Genomic DNA, 17032 nt, shown 5'->3' on the forward strand with positions numbered 1-17032 from the left:
CACAAGGATTAACGACAATGTCATACCGTTCCGTATTCAAACCCGACCTGTTTGCCGGCCAGAACATCATCGTCACCGGCGGCGGCTCCGGCATCGGTCGCTGTACCGCCCATGAACTGGCTTCCCTGGGTGCCCGCGTAGTGCTGGTTGGCCGCAAGCAGGAAAAACTGGATAACGTGGCGGCAGAGATCGACGAAGACGGCGGCCAGGCCATCGGCTTCGCCTGCGACATTCGTGATGAAGAAGTGGTCAAGGCCACCGTTGCCGAGATCTACAAGGCCGTCGAGGTGGTCCACGGCCTGGTCAATAACGCTGGCGGCCAATTCCCTTCCCCTCTGGCGCTGATCAGCCAGAAAGGCTGGGAAACCGTGGTGCGCACCAACCTCACCGGCGGCTTCCTGATGGCCCGGGAAGTATTCACCCAGGGCATGAACCGTAATGGCGGCGCCATCGTCAACATTGTCGCCGACATGTGGGGCGGCATGCCCGGCATGGGTCACTCCGGCGCCGCCCGGGCCGGCATGGTCAACTTCACCCAGACCGCCGCCTACGAATGGGGCAGCTGCGGGGTGCGCGTCAACGCCGTGGCACCGGGCTGGATCATGTCCAGCGGCATGGACACCTATCCGGAAGGCTTCAAGCAGACCCTGAAAACCCTGCGCGCCGCCGTACCGCTCAAGCGCATGGGCAACGAATCCGAAGTGTCCGGCGCCATCTGCTTTTTGCTCAGCGACGCCGCCGCCTTTATCAGCGGTGACACCCTGCGCATCGACGGCGCCGCCAGCCAGGGCAACGTGGCCATCTTCCCCCTGCCCGATCATGACAAGAGCCAACCGTTTGACGGCTTCCACCGAGCCACCACCCCCGATGTCTTCAAGGACCTGTAATGTCAGTCATTGAATCCGCACTGGACCCGAACAGCGAGGAATACCGGCAGAACCGCGATGCCCTGCTGGCGGCAGTGGAAGAATTCCGCGCCATTGAGCAGGCCGTGGTGGATACCGCCGAGAGCAAGCGTGCCAAGTTCGAAAAACGCGGCCAGCTGCTGCCCCACGAGCGTATCTCCCGGCTGCTGGACACCGGCTCGCCGTTCCTGAGCCTGATGAACCTGGCCGGTTACAAGATGCACGACGACAAGGACGGCACCGAAGCCGGCGGCAGCACCATTGCCGGCATCGGCTATGTGTCCGGTGTCCGTTGTCTGGTGACCGCCTCCAATTCCGCCATCAAGGGCGGCACCATCTCCCCCTCCGGCCTGCACAAGACCCTGCGCCTGCAACGCATCGCCATGGAGAACAAGCTGCCCGTGGTCAGCCTGGTGGAGTCCGGCGGCGCCAACCTGAACTACGCGGCAGAAGTGTTCGTGGACGGCGCCCGCACCTTTGCCAATCAGGCACGGCTGTCCGCCGCCGGCATCCCGCAGATCACCGTGGTACACGGCAATGCCACCGCCGGTGGCGCCTATCAGCCGGGTCTGTCCGACTATGTGGTAGTGGTACGCGAGCGCGCCAAGATGTTCCTGGCCGGCCCGCCCTTGCTGAAAGCCGCCACCGGCGAAATCGCCACGGATGAGGAACTGGGCGGTGCGGAAATGCACAGTGGTACCGCGGGCACCGCCGAATACCTGGCAGAAAACGACGCCGACGGCATCCGTCAGGCCCGGGACCTGGTCAAGCTGCTGGGCTGGCGCCGGGCGGCACCGGACAGCAACGCTTTCGAGCCACCCCGCTATGACGCTGAAGAGCTGCTCGGCGTAGTGCCCGCTGATGCCAAGAAACCCTACGACGTACGCGAGATCATCGCCCGCATCGCCGACGGCTCCGACTTTCTCGATTTCAAGAACGACTGGGACAGTGCCACCGTGTGCGGCTGGAGCACCATCGAAGGCAAGCCCGTGGGCATCATCGGCAACAATGGTCCGATCACCCCCCGTGGCGCTGCCAAAGCCGCCCAGTTCATCCAGCTCTGTGACCAGACACGCCGGCCTCTACTGTTCCTTCACAACACCACCGGCTTCATGGTGGGTACCGATGCGGAACAGAACGGTGTCATCAAGCACGGCTCGAAAATGCTGCAGGCCGTGGCCAACGCTCGAGTGCCGAAGATTTCCATCGTGGTCGGTGGCTCCTACGGTGCCGGCAACTATGCCATGTGCGGCCGCGGCCTGGACCCGCGCTTCATCTTTGCCTGGCCCAACTCCAAAGTTGCCGTGATGGGTGGCCAGCAGGCCGGCATGGTGCTGCGCATCGTGGCCGAGGCCAAGCAGCGCGCCAACGGCATTGAGCCTGACGAGAAGGTACTCGACATGCTTCAGCAGACCACCGCCCAGAAACTCGACAGCCAGTCCACCGCCCTCTACGGCACGGCCCGGCTGTGGGACGACGGCATCATTGACCCCCGCGACACACGCCGTGTGGTGGCCTATGCCCTGGACATTTGCGCCGATGCCCAACACCGCGAGCTGCACCCGAATGCGTTCGGGGTGGCAAGGCTTTAAACAAGTTGACAGTGGACAGTTGAAAGTTGACAGCGGGAAAACAGATAGCGTGGCAGTTTGGAGTCAGGTTTTAGCTGTCAACTGTCCACTATCAACTGTCAACTCAACTACCTAAATAACCGACAAATACAGACATATCAGCGCTCGACAAACCGAGCCAAACAAACACAGGACGCTTCCCATGCAATTTACTCAGGAACACGAAGAACTGCGCCGCACAGTCCGCAACTTTGTCGAGAAAGAACTGAACCCCCACGTCAAGGAATGGGAAGAAGCCGGTCGCTTCCCCATTCATGAGGTGTTCAAGAAGATGGGCGATCTGGGCCTGCTTGGGGTCACCAAGCCGGCAGAGTTCGGCGGCATGGGTCTGGACTATTCCTACGGCATGGTCATGGCCGAGGAAATGGGCCGCACCCACTGCGGCGGCGTGCCTCTCTCCACCGGGGTACAGACCGATATGGCCACCCCGGCCCTGGCCCGTTTCGGCTCCGACGAGCTGCGCCAGAATTACCTGGCCCCGGCCATTGCCGGTGACATGGTGGCCTCCATCGCCGTATCCGAGCCCCATGCCGGTTCCGATGTGGCTGCCATCAAGACCACCGCCACCAAGGACGGCGACGACTACGTGATCAACGGCACCAAGATGTGGATCACCAACTCGCCCAGCGCCGACTGGTTCTGCCTGCTTGCCCAGACGTCCGAGGGCAAACCGCACATGAACAAGTCACTGATCATCGTGCCCAAGGATGCCGGCGGCATCACCGTGGACAAGCCCCTGCACAAGCTGGGCATGCGCTCCTCGGAAACCGCCCAGGTGTTCTTCGATAACGTGCGCGTTCCCCAGCGCAACCTGATCGGTCAGGAAGGCATGGGCTTCATGATGCAGATGATCCAGTTCCAGGAGGAACGTCTGTTTGCCGCCGCCAACAGCCTGATGGGCATGCAGCATGTGATCGACGAGACCATTGCCTATGCCAAGGATCGTCAGGTATTCGGCATGCCGTTGATCGACAACCAGACCGTGCACTTCCGCCTGGCTGAACTGCAGACCGAAGTGGAGTCCCTGCGCGCCCTCACCTATCGGGCCTGCGAGATGTACATCAACGGCAAGGATGTGCTGCAACTGGCCTCCATGGCCAAGCTGAAAGTGGGCCGCCTCAGCCGGGAAGTGGCTGACAGCTGCCTGCAGTACTGGGGCGGCAACGGTTTCATGTGGGACAACCCGGCCGGTCAGCTTTACCGGGATGGTCGCCTCGGCTCCATCGGTGGCGGCGCCGACGAAATCATGCTGGGCATTATCTGCAAGACCATGGATATCCTGCCGGGCAAGAAAAAATAACCACAGGGAAAACCCATCCGTATGAGCGTCGCTCGCGGCGCGATCACAAACGGTCGGAGAATCGCGCCGCCAGCGACGCTCCTACAGAAAACAACGAGGCGATGCATGACTTTACCCAGCACCGACACCTTGCAAATCAACCAGGACGGCCCGGTTCTGCACATCACCCTGAACCGGCCCGACAGCCGTAACGCCATGAGCCTGACCATGGTCAACGAGCTGATGGCCGTGTTTGCTGCCGTGGAAAATGATGCTGATGTCCGCGCCATCGTACTGCGCGGTGCCGGAGGCCACTTCTGTGCCGGCGGCGACATCAAGGATATGGCCGGTGCCCGCCAGCAGGCCGCCAGCGGCGACGGTGACGCCTTCCAGAAACTCAATCGCCGTTTCGGGGAAATGATCACCGCCGCCAATCATCAGCCCCAGGTGCTGATTACGGTGCTGGAAGGTGCGGTCTTGGGGGGCGGCTTTGGTCTGGCCTGCATTTCCGATGTGGCGCTTGCCCACACCGGCGCCACGTTCGGCCTGCCGGAAACCGGCCTGGGCGTGATTCCCGCCCAGATCGCCCCCTTTGTGGTCGAGCGCATCGGCCTGACCCAGGCCCGGCGGCTGGCCCTCACCGGCATCCGCTTCCAGGGTGAAGAGGCCCGTCGACTGGGGATCGTCCACGAGGTGGCCACCGATGCCGATGCTCTGGAGGCCTTGCTGGAAGATACCCTGAAAGCGGTGCGCAAATGCGCCCCCCATGCCAATCGGGTAACCAAACAACTGGTACTGGACGTGGGTCACCAACCCATGGAGGCATTACTGGATCAGGCCGCGAAGGATTTCGCCGCCGCCGTGAACAGCGAGGAAGGCCAGGAAGGCACCATGGCGTTCGTACAGAAACGCCCGGCGTCCTGGAATCAATAAAAGAGTTGAAAGTGGAAAGTTGAAAGTTAAAAAGCCCAGGCATACGCAGTGCTAACCGAATCTGCCCTTGCCCACGCAGCATCCATGAGGCGCGGCTCCAACGGGTTTCGTATGGCTACGAGCTCCGTTCGCGTTGCAACTTTCAACTTGAAACTTGCAACTCAACCAAGGAACCACAATGAGCTTTGAAAAAATCCTGATTGCCAACCGTGGCGAGATTGCTTGCCGGGTCATCGCCACCGCCCAGTCCCTGGGCTACCGGACCGTGGCGGTCTATTCCGAACCGGATGCCGGTGCTAGTCATGTACAACTGGCGGACGAAGCGGTGTGTGTTGGGCCGGCCCTGGCCAGCGCGTCCTATCTGAACGTGGATGCCCTGCTCGATGCCTGCCGCAAGACCGGTGCCGATGCGGTGCATCCGGGCTATGGCTTTCTTTCCGAAAATGCCGGCTTTTCCCGGGCGTGCAAGGACGCCGGCATTACCTTTATCGGCCCGGACGAAGATGCCATTCACCTGATGGGCTCCAAGCGCCTGTCGAAGCTGGCCATGATTGAAGCGGGTGTCCCCTGCATTCCCGGCTACGAAGGCGAAGACCAGAGCGACGCCACTCTGCTGAAGGAAGCCGAACGCATCGGCCTGCCGCTGATGATCAAGGCCAGCGCCGGTGGTGGCGGCCGCGGCATGCGCGTGGTCACCGATGCCAGCGAGATTCCCGCCCAGCTGAAAAGCGCCCGCCAGGAAGCCAAAAGTGCATTCGGCAGCGACGAGCTGATCCTGGAGCGCGCCGTGATGCAGCCACGGCATGTGGAAATCCAGGTATTCGGCGACCGCCATGGCCATGTGATCCATCTGGGTGAGCGCGACTGTTCGGTACAGCGCCGCCACCAGAAGGTAGTGGAAGAAGCACCCTCCCCGGCCGTGGACGAGGCCCTGCGCCAAGAGATGGGCGAAGCGGCGGTCAATGCGGCCAAGGCCTGCAACTATGTTGGGGCCGGCACGGTGGAATTCCTGCTGGCGCCGGAGGGGGATTTCTTCTTCCTGGAAATGAACACCCGCCTGCAGGTGGAGCATCCGGTCACGGAGCTGGTCACCGGCCTGGATCTGGTGGCCTGGCAGATCAAGGTGGCCCGGGGCGAGCCTCTCCCCCTGACCCAGGAACAGGTCAGGCTCACCGGCCACGCCATGGAGGTGCGCCTGTACGCCGAGGACCCGGCGCAAAACTACATGCCGCAAACCGGGCCAGTGCTGCGCTGGCAACCGGCCAGTGGCGATGGTGTGCGTATCGATCATGGCCTTGTGGAAGGCTACGAGGTGGGCAGCCACTACGATCCCATGTTGGCCAAGATCATTGCCGTGGGTGACAGCCGTGAAGACGCCCGGCGACGTCTGATACGTGCCGTGGAGGACACGGTGCTAATGGGTGTTCGGGATAACCGCCCCTTCCTGGCTGCCATCCTGCGCCATCCGGTATTTGCCCGCGGTGAAGCCACCACCGCCTTCATCGGCGAAGATTTTGCCGACGACGCCAGCATGGCCGGCGAAGCGCCATCCAGCCAGCTCTGGGCCCTGGCGGCCCTGCTCCGCTGTGAGGCAGAAACACCGTCAGCGGATCTGCGCGGCTGGCACTCCAGCACTCTGGGAGCGCAACCGGTCCAGCTTCGCTGCGGCGACCATGAGCAGACGGTCTATATCCGCTATCAGGACAACCACGCGGAGCTGATCGTGGGCGAGAACAGCCATCGCATCGCGACTCTGGCTCCCGGTCTTGCCACCATTGACGGCGTCCAGCAGCGCTACCGCATGTGCCAGGATGGCAAACAAAGCTGGCTGCAATGGCAAGGCCATAGTCTCTGTTTCGAGGATGCTACCCACAGCGCAGCGGGCACCAGCGATCAGGCCGGCTCCGGTCAGATTCGCGCGCCCATGGATGGGGCCGTGATCGAGGTATGCGCCAAAGCCGGTGACGCGGTGAAACGTGGTCAGGTGCTGGTCATCATGGAGGCCATGAAGATGGAGCACAGCCTCAAGGCGGATTGTGATGGTACCGTGGAATCCGCAGATCTGGCGGTTGGAAGCCAAGTCAAGCGTCAACAATTGCTGGTCAGCATCAAACCGGACAGTCCGGAGACATAATTCGTCAGTGACAAATCACTAACGGAGAAGGACACTCCATCGTGGTTCAATAATTTGCATCGGGCAGACAAGGCCAATTCGGAACGCCGCAATCTGCCCCGGCACAGCGACGGGGCGGGGCTCTTGCCCTGCCCTGGTGCTACGGTTAAGGTAAGCGCCCGCTTGCCAATACTGGGTTCCCGGCTGAACCGCCTTCGGATAATCGTTTGCATGCCATGATCGAATCACAGGCCTGTATCGACGGTTTCTGAGGTGTTGCGCCAGGGCCTTCCAAGAACACAGACTAATGGAGATCCTATGAGCAACGCCGACATCATCACGTTGCCCAAGCTTCTGTCCAAGGTTCCCGAAGTGGTCAGCAATCTGCCAGGCCTGATCAAGGGCTCGCGGATGGCCAAGATCACTGACACCACCAAGCCTCTGGGCCTGGGCGTGGCCATCGAGCGAGCCACTGGCATGAACCCCAACGGTGCCGCACTGATTTACGAGGACACCGAGCTTACCTACAAGCAGTTCAATGCCTGGACCAACCGGTTGGCAGATTATCTGGCCTCCATCGGCCTGAAGAAAGGCGACACCATCGCCGTCAACATCGAAAATCGCCCGGAACTGCTCGTCACTGTAGCGGCCTGCGCCAAGCTGGGGGTCTGCGCGGCCCTGATCAATACCTCCCAGCGCGGCAAGGTACTGATTCATTCTTTCAATCTGGTGAAACCCAAGGCGGCCATCGTCGGTGAGGAGCTGGTGCAAGCCGTGGAAGAAGTCCGTGGCGACCTGGACCTGAAAGACAACTTCTTCTTCTTTGCCGATCAGGACACGCTGGAAAATCCGGGTGAAGCCCCCTCGGGTTACAAGAACCTGGCCAGCGAAATCAAGGACTGCTCCAGCGAGAATCCTGCCTCCACCAAGCAGACCTTCTTGCGTGACCCGCTCTTTTATATCTATACCTCCGGGACGACCGGGCTACCCAAGGCGGTGGTGTTCAATCATGGTCGTTGGGAAAAAGCCTACGGTGGCTTTGGCTACTCTGCGGTGCGCCTGAACAAGGAAGACCGTCTCTACACCACCTTGCCCTTCTACCACGCCACCGGCATGGTCATCTGCTGGACATCGGTACTGGCACCCGCCGGCACCCTGGTACTGGCGCGCAAGTTCTCCGCCAGTGGTTTCTGGGATGACGTTCGCCGCCACGGTTGTACCGCATTCGGCTATGTGGGGGAGCTGTGTCGCTACCTGCACGAGCAGCCGGAAAAACCCAATGACCAGGACAACAAGGTTCACACCATTGTTGGCAACGGCCTGCGCCCGAGCATCTGGAAGGATTTCAAGGAGCGTTTCGGCATTGAGCGTGTGGTTGAGCTGTATGCCTCCTCCGAGGGCAACGTGGCCTTCACCAATGTATTCAACTTCGACAACACCGTAGGCTTCTCACCGGTCAGCTATGCCATCGTCAAGTACGACAAGGAAAAGGACGAACCGGTACGTGACAGCAACGGCAACATGATCAAGGTAGGCAAGGGCGAATCCGGCCTGATGCTCGGCGAGATCACTGACAAGACCCCGTTCGATGGTTACACGGACCCGGAAAAGACCGAAAAATCCATTTTCCGTAACGTCTTCAAGAAAGGCGATGCCTGGTTCAACACCGGCGACATGATGCGTGATATCGGCTTCCGTCATGCACAGTTCGTGGATCGCCTGGGTGACACCTTCCGCTGGAAAGGCGAGAACGTATCTACCACCGAGGTAGAGCAGATCCTGGACGGGTTCGATGGCATTCAGGAATCCGTGGTTTACGGGGTGGAAATTCCTAATACCAACGGCCGGGCCGGCATGGCACAGGTTCGCCTGACCAGCCACCACAGCGAATTCGACTTCCAGGGCCTGTGTGCCTACCTGAAGCGTGAGCTGCCCCCCTACGCCATTCCCGTCTTCCTGCGCATCAACGAACAGGCCATGGAAACCACGGGCACCTTCAAACACCAGAAAAACAAGCTCAAAGAGCAGAAGTATGACCTGAGCCAGCAAGACAATGCGGTGTACGTATTGCTTCCCAAGGCCGACTGCTACCAGCAGCTTGACAAGGCAACCCAGGAAGGCATCGACAACGGCGAACACCGTTTCTGATCCTTTTTTTCCGGCTTGTCCTGAAAAAAGGGTGCCTTCGGGCACCCTTTTTTTTCGTTCATCAGGGATTAGCGGAAACAAGAGCGCGGCTTGCAGCAAAGACGTCAGACGGCTGGCGCCGGGATCTCTTTCCGGATGACAGAACAACCCTGGATCAGCCCCTCAATGCCACACGGCTCCCGTAGAGTGCACTGAGCCTAGGGCGAACTGCACCATCAAATGCCGGGCCGGTAAAGCCCGCCCCAGGCTCAGCGAACCCTGGGTGTTTGCGACCATAAACAGGCTCCCCGCAGCATTGGGCAGCCCAATCCCCTGCCAACACGTTATTCTCCTCACGCCCTCTCTCCCCGAGAGTGATTTTCCCCGTGCCTTCGGTAACGCAAAACCAGACATCGTGCAGCGCCGGTGCCCCTGCCATGCCAGCCGTTTGCCCCTTGATTCCATCAATACACGATGGGTAAATTCTTCCACACCCCGGCAACTATCCCCATGCGCTGTGGACAACTCTGTGCAGGACCTCAGGAAAACACGCTGAACCCCTTTAATGGCAAGGCTTTCGGCTGTTTGCATGATTTTCCACCAGGACAGGGATTGACAGATCGGGACGGACTCCGGGCCGGTCATCGCTCCTTCTTGATGTTACCCACATAATCTGTGGATAAAATTGTGGAGAAGCTGAGAAGAATCGCCGCAAGGCCACGGAAAAAGGCCATCGTCTCTGAATGCCTGATATTTACACAATCAGCAAAACTGATAATTCTCAGCAACTTAGCGCTACTCTTCGCGAAATGAAAAATGACAAAGGGGTGACAGACCCTCCCCCTGGCCCTGTCACAAGCTTGTGTAAAAGCGCCATTAATTGCTTGAATTGAACCCGGCAGGAGGGGACGCCTGCTGATTAATACTCCCCCTGATCAGCAGGGCCCGATTCTTTTCCACAGAAGCTGTGGATAAACCTGTGCATAGCCAGTACACAACCGCCCTATCTCACCGGTTTTTCACGGCTATTGACGACATGGCTATTTTTTAACCAATAAATAAAATCATTAGTATTCAATTGGTTACGCTGTTTTTTATGTCCTATTCACGGGTTTGTCATATTTTATTGTAGAAAAAGCCCATTGACAGAAACCTGTGAACAAAACTGGGGCATGAAGACGTTACCAAGGGTGACAGCGTGGTACACCCGTTCCGGACAACTGCTGGGTGATACCCCCAGTGAATGATTCACAGATGGAACAAACCACCCGGTAAGACGGTAACGCGCACAAAGAGATTGTCGTGGTGATCCTGGGGGCGTCGTGTAAACCGGAGACAAAAAAAACGGGTACCAAGGGGGTACCCGTTAAAAGACACCACTAAGGGGTTAGCGGTGTGCGCTACAACACTGTTTGGCGCCTCAGCTCTTCTTGCGGCTGCGGCGTTTTGGAGCTGCGGGGTCAGAGGAGGCAGACACATCGTCCTCCGCCTTGTTCAGAGCGCTGGTCAGCTCCTGAACCCGTTTCTCCAGCTCTTCGACTTCCCGCTTGTTGGGCAGGCCCAGACGGGACAGCGCCTTGTTCAGGCGATCATCGAAGGCTTTCTCCATCTTTTCCATGGTTTCGCCGGTATGGTGACGAACCCGTTCCTTGATCTCTTCCACCCGGGACTCGGTCTTGTCCTTGGTGTGGCGCTCCACTTCGCGGCCGGCTTCAACCAGGGCATCAAAAAAACCACTGCCCTCTTCCTCGGCCCTTGCGAAGGCACCCAGACCCGCCAGCCAAATCTGGTGGGTATACTTGCGAATATCTCTTGAGGCACCACTCAGGGCCTTCAACGGGCTAGTATTCCGCCCTTCTTTCTCATTCTCGTTATCGGACATAATCCAAACTCCCGAAGGCAATTCCACGAGCGAATGCAGCGGGAACAACACGCAACACCGTGAGCACGTGGGGTAAATTATAGGGGGGTAGTGATACAGGTTTGCACAGGGTTGTCTGACAATTATTCAATCAATAATTATGTGATCAATTTCTCATCAGCACGGGCAATTATTCACCCAGATCATCCTCATCCGGCCGCCGATTCCCAATCAGCCCCATGCCGCGGGCAAGATCCCGGGCACTGTTGCGGATCACATCCCGGGAACGACCGGTCAACAAATCCACAAACCGTTTTCTCAGGCGCTCTTCGAGCTGGTTGGCACCGTCTTCGAGACGACGGTCCACCTTGCGCTCGATTTTCGGCCCCAAATAAAAGTGACCGATCAGCCCCAGCACCACCAGGGTCAACAGGGAAGAGGCTCCCGCCGCCGCAAACAACAACCACCCCAGGGTGGCAATGTCTATCTGCAGCGTATCCATCAAGCCGCTCCGAACATGAACAGCAGTTGCCCGACCCCGGCCATGGCGCCGAGGAAGCCACCCACCACAATCAGGATCCATTCATCTTCCTGGAAAGCCGGGCGCAACAGGTCCTGGAACTCTTCAGAGCTGAGTGCCTGCATACGCTCTGCCATGAGCTTCTCGACGATCAGGCCACGCTCCTTGTTAAAGCCCTGGTCCTCGAACGGCTCTACCGCCAGATCCACAGCCTTGTCTTCCACAGCCTTCTTGAGATCGGCATATCCTTCCGGACCCACCGTCAACTGGGCAGCGGTTCGCACCACGCCGCCATTCAGCAGGGGCTTGAGGTGGCGCTTGATAAGGGCTTTCGTGCGGTCTCCACGGGGGCCATTGACCACCTGATACATGATATTGCGCAGGGTAATCACTTCATCGGTGGAAAGGCGGGCAAAGGATTCGGCCACATCCTTCTGGCGCTTCAGGAAAAGCCCCTGTATCCGGAACGGCCCAATCTTCACAGGGTTGAGCGGCCGGAAAATCAGGTTCAGCGCCAGCCAGTTGGTGGCGATACCGACGATAAAGCCGAAGAATGGCAGCACCCAGTTTTCCGGCACAAAGATAAACACCGGCACCTGGATCAGACCGAAGAGAAACCCGAAGTAAAACCCGGAGTTGGTGATAAAACGGAATTCCGGGTCACCCACTTCCTGGAACATCTGCACCATGAGCGCCTTGTCTTCGCTCATCTGGGTGGTAACCATATGCTTCATGTCCACCAGGCTGTCCAGGTTGCGGCTGATGTCATCAACCACATTGTCCATGACCGCGGGAATCGCACGGCGGGCGCGGGCGTAGACACGCTTGCGCACCAGCAAAGGCAGGTTTTCCCAGAGCACCGCATTGCGCTCGGTCATCACCTCATCGGTGTATTCTTCGATTCGGGACTGGATGGTGCGGGTAAGGTGGGCAGAAATCTTCTCCGGTTCCATCTCGCGAAAGAACTCGTCCAGACTGCCCAGTTTGGAAAGGGCCTTGTCGACCACTATACCTGCCATCTTTTCGACCTTGGAGGGAATGATTCCCTGCCAGCCGAAGATGGGCCGAATACCAATGAATTCCAGCGGATAGAACGTCATTTTGACGGCCATCCAGTTGGTGATCCACCCTACGGCACCGGCGATGAAAGGTATACTGACGTACTTCCAGAAATCCGGGTACGAAAGCAATGATTCCAGCATTGAAAAACAACTCCCCTCCAAGGGCTTATGCACTGTAACGCGACAGCGCCAAGACAAACATATCCCGCTTTCGCCAATCCCGGTCTAAAAAGCCAATGTCGTTTGAAGGCAGCAACCTATCATGGGAGGTGCCCTTGAGGGCACCTCCGCTAGCCGGTTGCTACCTCTGCGGCTCCTGAAGCGTGCAGCTGTTGTGCTTCGTCACGACGGACAGGGTGGTTCCCTTTCCTAGTGGCGAAGCGCAGCAGATGTGCGCTTCAGGATCCGCCCTTCGGGGCTTCCAGGCTGGCCCGCACTCGTTGTTGCAATTTCTCGACAGGCAACCAGCATGCCTACAAAATTGCGCCTAGATTGCGAACCAGCCTGAAAGCCAGAGGCAGTAACCGGCTAACGGAGGTGCCCTTTATTATAAAAGTCCCTAGTATAGGTAGACGGGCCGCTAAATATAAGCAAGATAACGTAATTTTTGGCAACAAATCGGGACCCCAAGCGACAACGCGGTCTCATTTCAGGACAGGATTTTCCGTCATTTATGCCTCAGACCGGTAGTTTTCCCCAGCTGATTGTGCTCGGTGGTTTGGAGAGCGCATTGAACCAGGCGCTCACAGGTAGCCAGCCCGGCCGCGACAGGTTAGCCGCACTGCACGGCACCGTCGTGCGGATCCGTGCGGAGCGTCCACTGTGGGTGCTTTACGTGCTGATCTATGAAGACGGGGTGGAACTGCTTACCGACTACGAAGGTAATGTCGATATCCGTGTACGCGGCCCCCTGGGCGCCATGGTCCACTGGCTGTTTGCCAGCGAACCCCTCACCGAACATGAATCCCTGCGGGTTACCGGCAGCGATCGACAGATCGCCCAACTCAATGAGCTGATCGAGAATTTCAGCCTGTGGCCACTGGTGCGCAACTGGCTGGACGATCATGTCCGGCTCAAGGAGCTGCTTGACCTGCTGCGTCGGGAAGATCCCGTGTGGCTGGAAAAGCTGGCCACCCTGCCCCAACAGGTGGGCGACCTGGCGGAACAGGTTGCACGTCAACAATTGATCCAGGAAGACATTCTCGAGGAACTCCGCCACCTGCGCGGCGAACTTCGCCGGGCCCGCAAGCTGGACCAGTTCTTCACCCTCACAGGCACCCTGCTGATCCTGTTGTCCCTGTTGAAGGCATCGTCTCTCTGGGAGACCACCTGGCAGGCCCTGCAGCAGGACGTATTGTCCCTGGCCATGCTGAGTCTGGGTATCGCCTTCCTGCTGGCGCGACTGCTGCCGGCCAGGGGCAGGCTATAGGCCAGGCGCCACCCCCGCTTTTCCCGTTGGAGAAAGGGTCGTGCTATCGATTCTTTTTCGGCGCGCCAAAAATCTGGCCGAGGCGCTCACCGACCATCTCAGCACTGGTCCGTGCCAGGCTACGGCTGGCTCCCTCCAACACTTCCCGGGAGGGCAGATTGCGAACGCCATCCACCAGCCCGCGACGCACGCCCTCTTCGACTCGCGCGGAAAGCACCTGGGCGGCTTTCTCCACCTGTTCATCCAGCTCTTGCTGCATGCTGTCTCGCAGACGCGGCTGGAAGTAGAACCGCCCCCACAGGGCGACCACTGCCAGCGTCATGGCGGAGCTCAGCACAGCCGTCGCAATTACCCAGATCATGGACATGTCGTCACTTCCTCATCACTTATCCGCTCTAATTGGCTGATAAAAAACCAGTTTTGGTAACAGAGCCAGACATTGTTGTTAAATAAAGTATGCGCCCGATGCCTGCCTCGTGGGAAATCATTACAGTGAATCCACGGGAAGGGATACCCACATTCAAGAGCCGATACACGCTCCCAGAGAAGGAACGTCATCTTAATGTGTGGCCCCGAGGTACCCAATGACTGCCGTGACAACCAGCAGCAGTGCGAATAGCCATAGTCAGCAGATGATTCAGCAGGCGATGTCTCTCAGCCGGCGACATAATCAGCCGCTGAGTATCCTCGCCATTCGCTTCCAGGAACTGGAATCCATCCAGGCGGATATCGGTGTCGAACGCATTGAGCGACTGCTTGCCCGGGTGCGGCATCTGTTACATGCCAGAAAACGGTGCGAAGACGGCCTGATGAGCTGGCAGTCGGGACAAGCGCTGTTCCTGGTATTGCCGGCCACCGCCGTGGATGGCGCCATGGCAATGGCAACCCGCTTGCAACAGTGGTTCACCAGCCAGGAGTTTGAACTGGATGAGTTCCGGGTTTTTCTGACCACCCGAATTGGCGTGCACTGCGCCAATCACCAGGAAAAAGAGAGCGTCATGCAGTTATTCAATCAGGCGCTCAATAGCCTGGAAGACGCCACCGACACAGATCGGATTGCATTGAGCCAACCGGCACAACAGCAGCTTGCCGCGTTGAAATCCGCCCCCGAAACCGCGGATCCACTCTCCCGGGAACTGCGCAAACTGGCCAATGACGGCAACGAGGAATCACTGCTTGAAGTGCTGTCCCCCGCACTTTGCATGCTGGATGAGCGGCTGCGATTAAAACTGGTGGATCGGCTGCTGGAAGCTTCCACACAGACAGTCGTTAATGGTTAGTGGGCTGTTGGGCCAGCGGGGTGTCACCGCGGACCAATGCCTCCTGGCCTGCAATCCGTTCCATCCCGGACTCAGGGTTTGCGGGCCATAAGCACCGCCCGGCGCGGCGCCGGATACCCCTCACGGGTCCGCGCGGGATTGCTGGCGTCGAGAAAGTCCGGTAGCGACTGGAACCGCATCCACTCGGTCGCCCGCTGTTCTTCCACGGTGGTGTCACTCTCATCGACACAGCGAATATCTACAAAACCACAGCGATGCAGCCAGCGTTCCAGCATGGCCACCGAAGGCAGAAAGAACACATTACGCATGGCCGCATAGCGGTCTTCGGGCATCAGCACGGTCTGTTCATCCCCTTCCACCACCAGGGTTTCCAGCACCAGCTCCCCGCCTTCACCCAGCACCGCTTTGAGTTCCAACAGGTGGTCCAGCGGAGAGCGCCGGTGATAGAGCACGCCCATGGAAAATACCGTATCGAAGTTCTCTGTCTGTGCCGGTAACTCTTCCATCCGCAACGGCAGAAACCAGACCGGCACCGACGGCGCAAAACGACGCACCGCCAGATACTGCACCAGAAACAAAATTGTTGGATCGATGCCCACCACTTGTTTGGCACCGGCCGCTGCCATTCGCCAGCAGTGGTAGCCACTGCCACAGCCCACATCCAGTACCCGCCGTCCGGCCAGGGGCGACAAGTGCGGCGCCACCCGCTGCCACTTCCAGTCAGAGTGCCACTCGGTATCGATATGCACACCGAAGAAATCAAACGGCCCCTTGCGCCAGGGAATCAGGCCCTGCAAAGCCGCTTTGACTTCCGCCGGGTCAACCTCTCCCGGCTGGCCGATGCGCAGGGTATCCGCCGAAAGATCACACTCCGCCGGCCCCTCGGGTAACGCATTCAGCGCCGCCAGCCAGCGGGGCAGATCGCCGTGGGGTTTGTCCAGAAGGCGCTCGCGGCACAGGGCCATCAGCACGTCTCGTTCTGGCTGGGCATAAAGCTCGCGCAGCGCCGCTTCGCACTGCTGTAGATAATCCCTCAGCATCAGCGCACCGCCAGCAGGGAGATGAAATTGAAACAGCGGAACCAGACGTGGATTTCCCGGTAACCGGCCTGGCGCAGGCGCGCCTCATGGTCGGCCAGGGTTTCCGGAATCAGAACGTTTTCCAGTGCCGTGCGCTTCTGGCTGATTTCCAGATCCGAATAACCGTTGTTGCGCTTGAAGGCATGGTGCAGTTCGGTCTGCAGGGCATTCTCCCCATCATCCGCAAACCGGATCTTCTCCGAGAGCACCAGAATACCGCCGGGTACCGTGGCGTCAGCAAGGCGCTGGATCAGCCCGTCACGCTTGTCCGGCGCGATGAACTGCAGGGTGAAATTCAGCACCGCCATGGAGCACGGTTCAAACGCCATGCTGGCCACGTCCCCTTCCCGCAGAGACACCCGCTCACTTTGTCCGGTTTCCGCTATCAGGGTGCGGGCCTGACGGATCATGGCCTCAGAATTGTCCACAGCAATCAGCCGGTTGCCCCGGTCGGCGGTAAGGGTCGCCATGGCGGTGGTTGCCGCCCCCAGGGAGCAACCAAGATCATAGAGGCAGGTATCCGGCTGGGCATATCGGGCCGCCAGCACCCCGATCATGTCGATAATGGTGGCATAACCCGGCACCGAGCGTCGGATCATGTCAGGAAAGACACGTACCACAGTGTCATCGAAGGAGAAACGGGTCACCTGCTGGTGGGCCGTGGCGTAAATGCGGTCCTGCTGATCAGACATAGGGGTTCCGATATCACAATGCGGGGCGGATTATAGCGGGTGATACCGGTGGGTAGAAATGGCCGCAGGGGCCCGTGTAGATGAGAGCCTCTTTTTCAGGGATCAGGCGCCAGGCCGTTGCT

General features: G+C 59.1%; 14 protein-coding genes. 8 read left to right on the plus strand and 6 right to left on the minus strand.

The window, feature by feature from the left end; all coding sequences use genetic code 11:
* Positions 1–17: 17 nt before the first annotated feature.
* The 6 genes from C4S63_RS00630 (at position 18) to C4S63_RS00655 (ending at position 9009) form a co-directional block, all read left to right on the plus strand.
* Complete coding sequence (locus C4S63_RS00630; protein ID WP_103916383.1) at positions 18–887, plus strand: SDR family oxidoreductase; 870 nt, start codon at positions 18–20, stop codon at positions 885–887.
* On the plus strand, positions 887–2497 hold the full coding sequence (locus C4S63_RS00635) for an acyl-CoA carboxylase subunit beta (protein ID WP_062816484.1): 1611 nt from the start codon (positions 887–889) through the stop codon (positions 2495–2497). The genes C4S63_RS00630 and C4S63_RS00635 overlap by 1 nt, the downstream gene beginning before the upstream one ends.
* 181 nt (positions 2498–2678) lie before the next feature.
* On the plus strand, positions 2679–3836 hold the full coding sequence (locus C4S63_RS00640) for an acyl-CoA dehydrogenase family protein (protein ID WP_062816483.1): 1158 nt from the start codon (positions 2679–2681) through the stop codon (positions 3834–3836).
* A gap of 105 nt (positions 3837–3941) precedes the next feature.
* Positions 3942–4748: an enoyl-CoA hydratase/isomerase family protein gene (locus C4S63_RS00645; RefSeq protein WP_103916384.1), complete on the plus strand. Its 807-nt coding sequence runs from the start codon at positions 3942–3944 to the stop codon at positions 4746–4748.
* A gap of 178 nt (positions 4749–4926) precedes the next feature.
* Complete coding sequence (locus C4S63_RS00650) at positions 4927–6882, plus strand: acetyl/propionyl/methylcrotonyl-CoA carboxylase subunit alpha (protein WP_103916385.1); 1956 nt, start codon at positions 4927–4929, stop codon at positions 6880–6882.
* A gap of 297 nt (positions 6883–7179) precedes the next feature.
* Positions 7180–9009 (plus strand): long-chain-acyl-CoA synthetase, encoded by a 1830-nt coding sequence (locus C4S63_RS00655; RefSeq protein ID WP_103916386.1) that lies wholly within the window; start codon positions 7180–7182, stop codon positions 9007–9009.
* A gap of 1399 nt (positions 9010–10408) precedes the next feature.
* Here C4S63_RS00655 and C4S63_RS00660 read toward each other — a convergent pair.
* From C4S63_RS00660 to C4S63_RS00670, 3 genes are all read right to left on the minus strand, one after another.
* Positions 10409–10870, minus strand: a complete 462-nt coding sequence (locus tag C4S63_RS00660) for a phasin family protein (RefSeq protein WP_063510099.1) — start codon at positions 10868–10870, stop codon at positions 10409–10411.
* Positions 10871–11039: 169 nt separating this feature from the next.
* Positions 11040–11351, minus strand: a complete 312-nt coding sequence (locus C4S63_RS00665; protein WP_062816478.1) for a hypothetical protein — start codon at positions 11349–11351, stop codon at positions 11040–11042.
* Entirely contained in the window at positions 11351–12571 is a 1221-nt protein-coding gene (locus tag C4S63_RS00670; RefSeq protein WP_062816477.1) for a DUF445 domain-containing protein, read from the minus strand. The genes C4S63_RS00665 and C4S63_RS00670 overlap by 1 nt, the downstream gene beginning before the upstream one ends.
* Before the next feature lie 532 nt (positions 12572–13103).
* On the opposite strand from C4S63_RS00670, the gene C4S63_RS00675 reads away from it, so the two are divergent.
* Positions 13104–13859 carry a hypothetical protein gene (locus C4S63_RS00675; RefSeq protein ID WP_062816476.1) on the plus strand — a complete coding sequence of 252 codons (756 nt, stop codon included), beginning with the start codon at positions 13104–13106 and terminating at the stop codon, positions 13857–13859.
* Between the two features lie 43 nt (positions 13860–13902).
* Here the strand turns inward: C4S63_RS00675 and C4S63_RS00680 are convergent, their stop codons facing one another.
* Entirely contained in the window at positions 13903–14226 is a 324-nt protein-coding gene (locus tag C4S63_RS00680; protein WP_062816475.1) for a hypothetical protein, read from the minus strand.
* Positions 14227–14443: 217 nt separating this feature from the next.
* On the opposite strand from C4S63_RS00680, the gene C4S63_RS00685 reads away from it, so the two are divergent.
* Positions 14444–15139, plus strand: coding sequence for a diguanylate cyclase domain-containing protein (locus tag C4S63_RS00685; protein WP_063510098.1), 696 nt, complete (start codon positions 14444–14446; stop codon positions 15137–15139).
* A 71-nt stretch (positions 15140–15210) separates the two neighbouring features.
* On the opposite strand, the gene cmoB is transcribed toward C4S63_RS00685, so the two are convergent.
* Together cmoB and cmoA are read right to left on the minus strand one after the other, a co-directional pair.
* Positions 15211–16179 carry a tRNA 5-methoxyuridine(34)/uridine 5-oxyacetic acid(34) synthase CmoB gene (gene cmoB / locus C4S63_RS00690; protein WP_062816473.1) on the minus strand — a complete coding sequence of 323 codons (969 nt, stop codon included), beginning with the start codon at positions 16177–16179 and terminating at the stop codon, positions 15211–15213.
* Complete coding sequence (gene cmoA, locus C4S63_RS00695) at positions 16179–16910, minus strand: carboxy-S-adenosyl-L-methionine synthase CmoA (RefSeq protein WP_062816472.1); 732 nt, start codon at positions 16908–16910, stop codon at positions 16179–16181. Before cmoA ends, cmoB begins: the two co-directional genes overlap by 1 nt.
* Positions 16911–17032 lie beyond the last annotated feature (122 nt).

The organism is Alcanivorax sp. DSM 26293 (assembly GCF_900107995.1).
Lineage (GTDB): Bacteria > Pseudomonadota > Gammaproteobacteria > Pseudomonadales > Alcanivoracaceae > Alcanivorax.

Bases quoted from the DNA above. Each gene is read 5' to 3' on its own strand.
- C4S63_RS00635 (WP_062816484.1), top strand. From the start codon at position 887: ATGTCAGTCATTGAATCCGCACTGGACCCGAACAGCGAGGAATACCGG.
- C4S63_RS00685 (WP_063510098.1), top strand. From the start codon at position 14,444: ATGACTGCCGTGACAACCAGCAGCAGTGCGAATAGCCATAGTCAGCAG.
- C4S63_RS00630 (WP_103916383.1), top strand. From the start codon at position 18: ATGTCATACCGTTCCGTATTCAAACCCGACCTGTTTGCCGGCCAGAAC.
- C4S63_RS00650 (WP_103916385.1), top strand. From the start codon at position 4,927: ATGAGCTTTGAAAAAATCCTGATTGCCAACCGTGGCGAGATTGCTTGC.
- C4S63_RS00660 (WP_063510099.1), bottom strand. From the start codon at position 10,870: ATGTCCGATAACGAGAATGAGAAAGAAGGGCGGAATACTAGCCCGTTG.
- C4S63_RS00665 (WP_062816478.1), bottom strand. From the start codon at position 11,351: ATGGATACGCTGCAGATAGACATTGCCACCCTGGGGTGGTTGTTGTTT.
- C4S63_RS00670 (WP_062816477.1), bottom strand. From the start codon at position 12,571: ATGCTGGAATCATTGCTTTCGTACCCGGATTTCTGGAAGTACGTCAGT.
- C4S63_RS00645 (WP_103916384.1), top strand. From the start codon at position 3,942: ATGACTTTACCCAGCACCGACACCTTGCAAATCAACCAGGACGGCCCG.
- cmoA (WP_062816472.1), bottom strand. From the start codon at position 16,910: ATGTCTGATCAGCAGGACCGCATTTACGCCACGGCCCACCAGCAGGTG.
- C4S63_RS00680 (WP_062816475.1), bottom strand. From the start codon at position 14,226: ATGTCCATGATCTGGGTAATTGCGACGGCTGTGCTGAGCTCCGCCATG.
- C4S63_RS00640 (WP_062816483.1), top strand. From the start codon at position 2,679: ATGCAATTTACTCAGGAACACGAAGAACTGCGCCGCACAGTCCGCAAC.
- C4S63_RS00655 (WP_103916386.1), top strand. From the start codon at position 7,180: ATGAGCAACGCCGACATCATCACGTTGCCCAAGCTTCTGTCCAAGGTT.
- cmoB (WP_062816473.1), bottom strand. From the start codon at position 16,179: ATGCTGAGGGATTATCTACAGCAGTGCGAAGCGGCGCTGCGCGAGCTT.
- C4S63_RS00675 (WP_062816476.1), top strand. From the start codon at position 13,104: ATGCCTCAGACCGGTAGTTTTCCCCAGCTGATTGTGCTCGGTGGTTTG.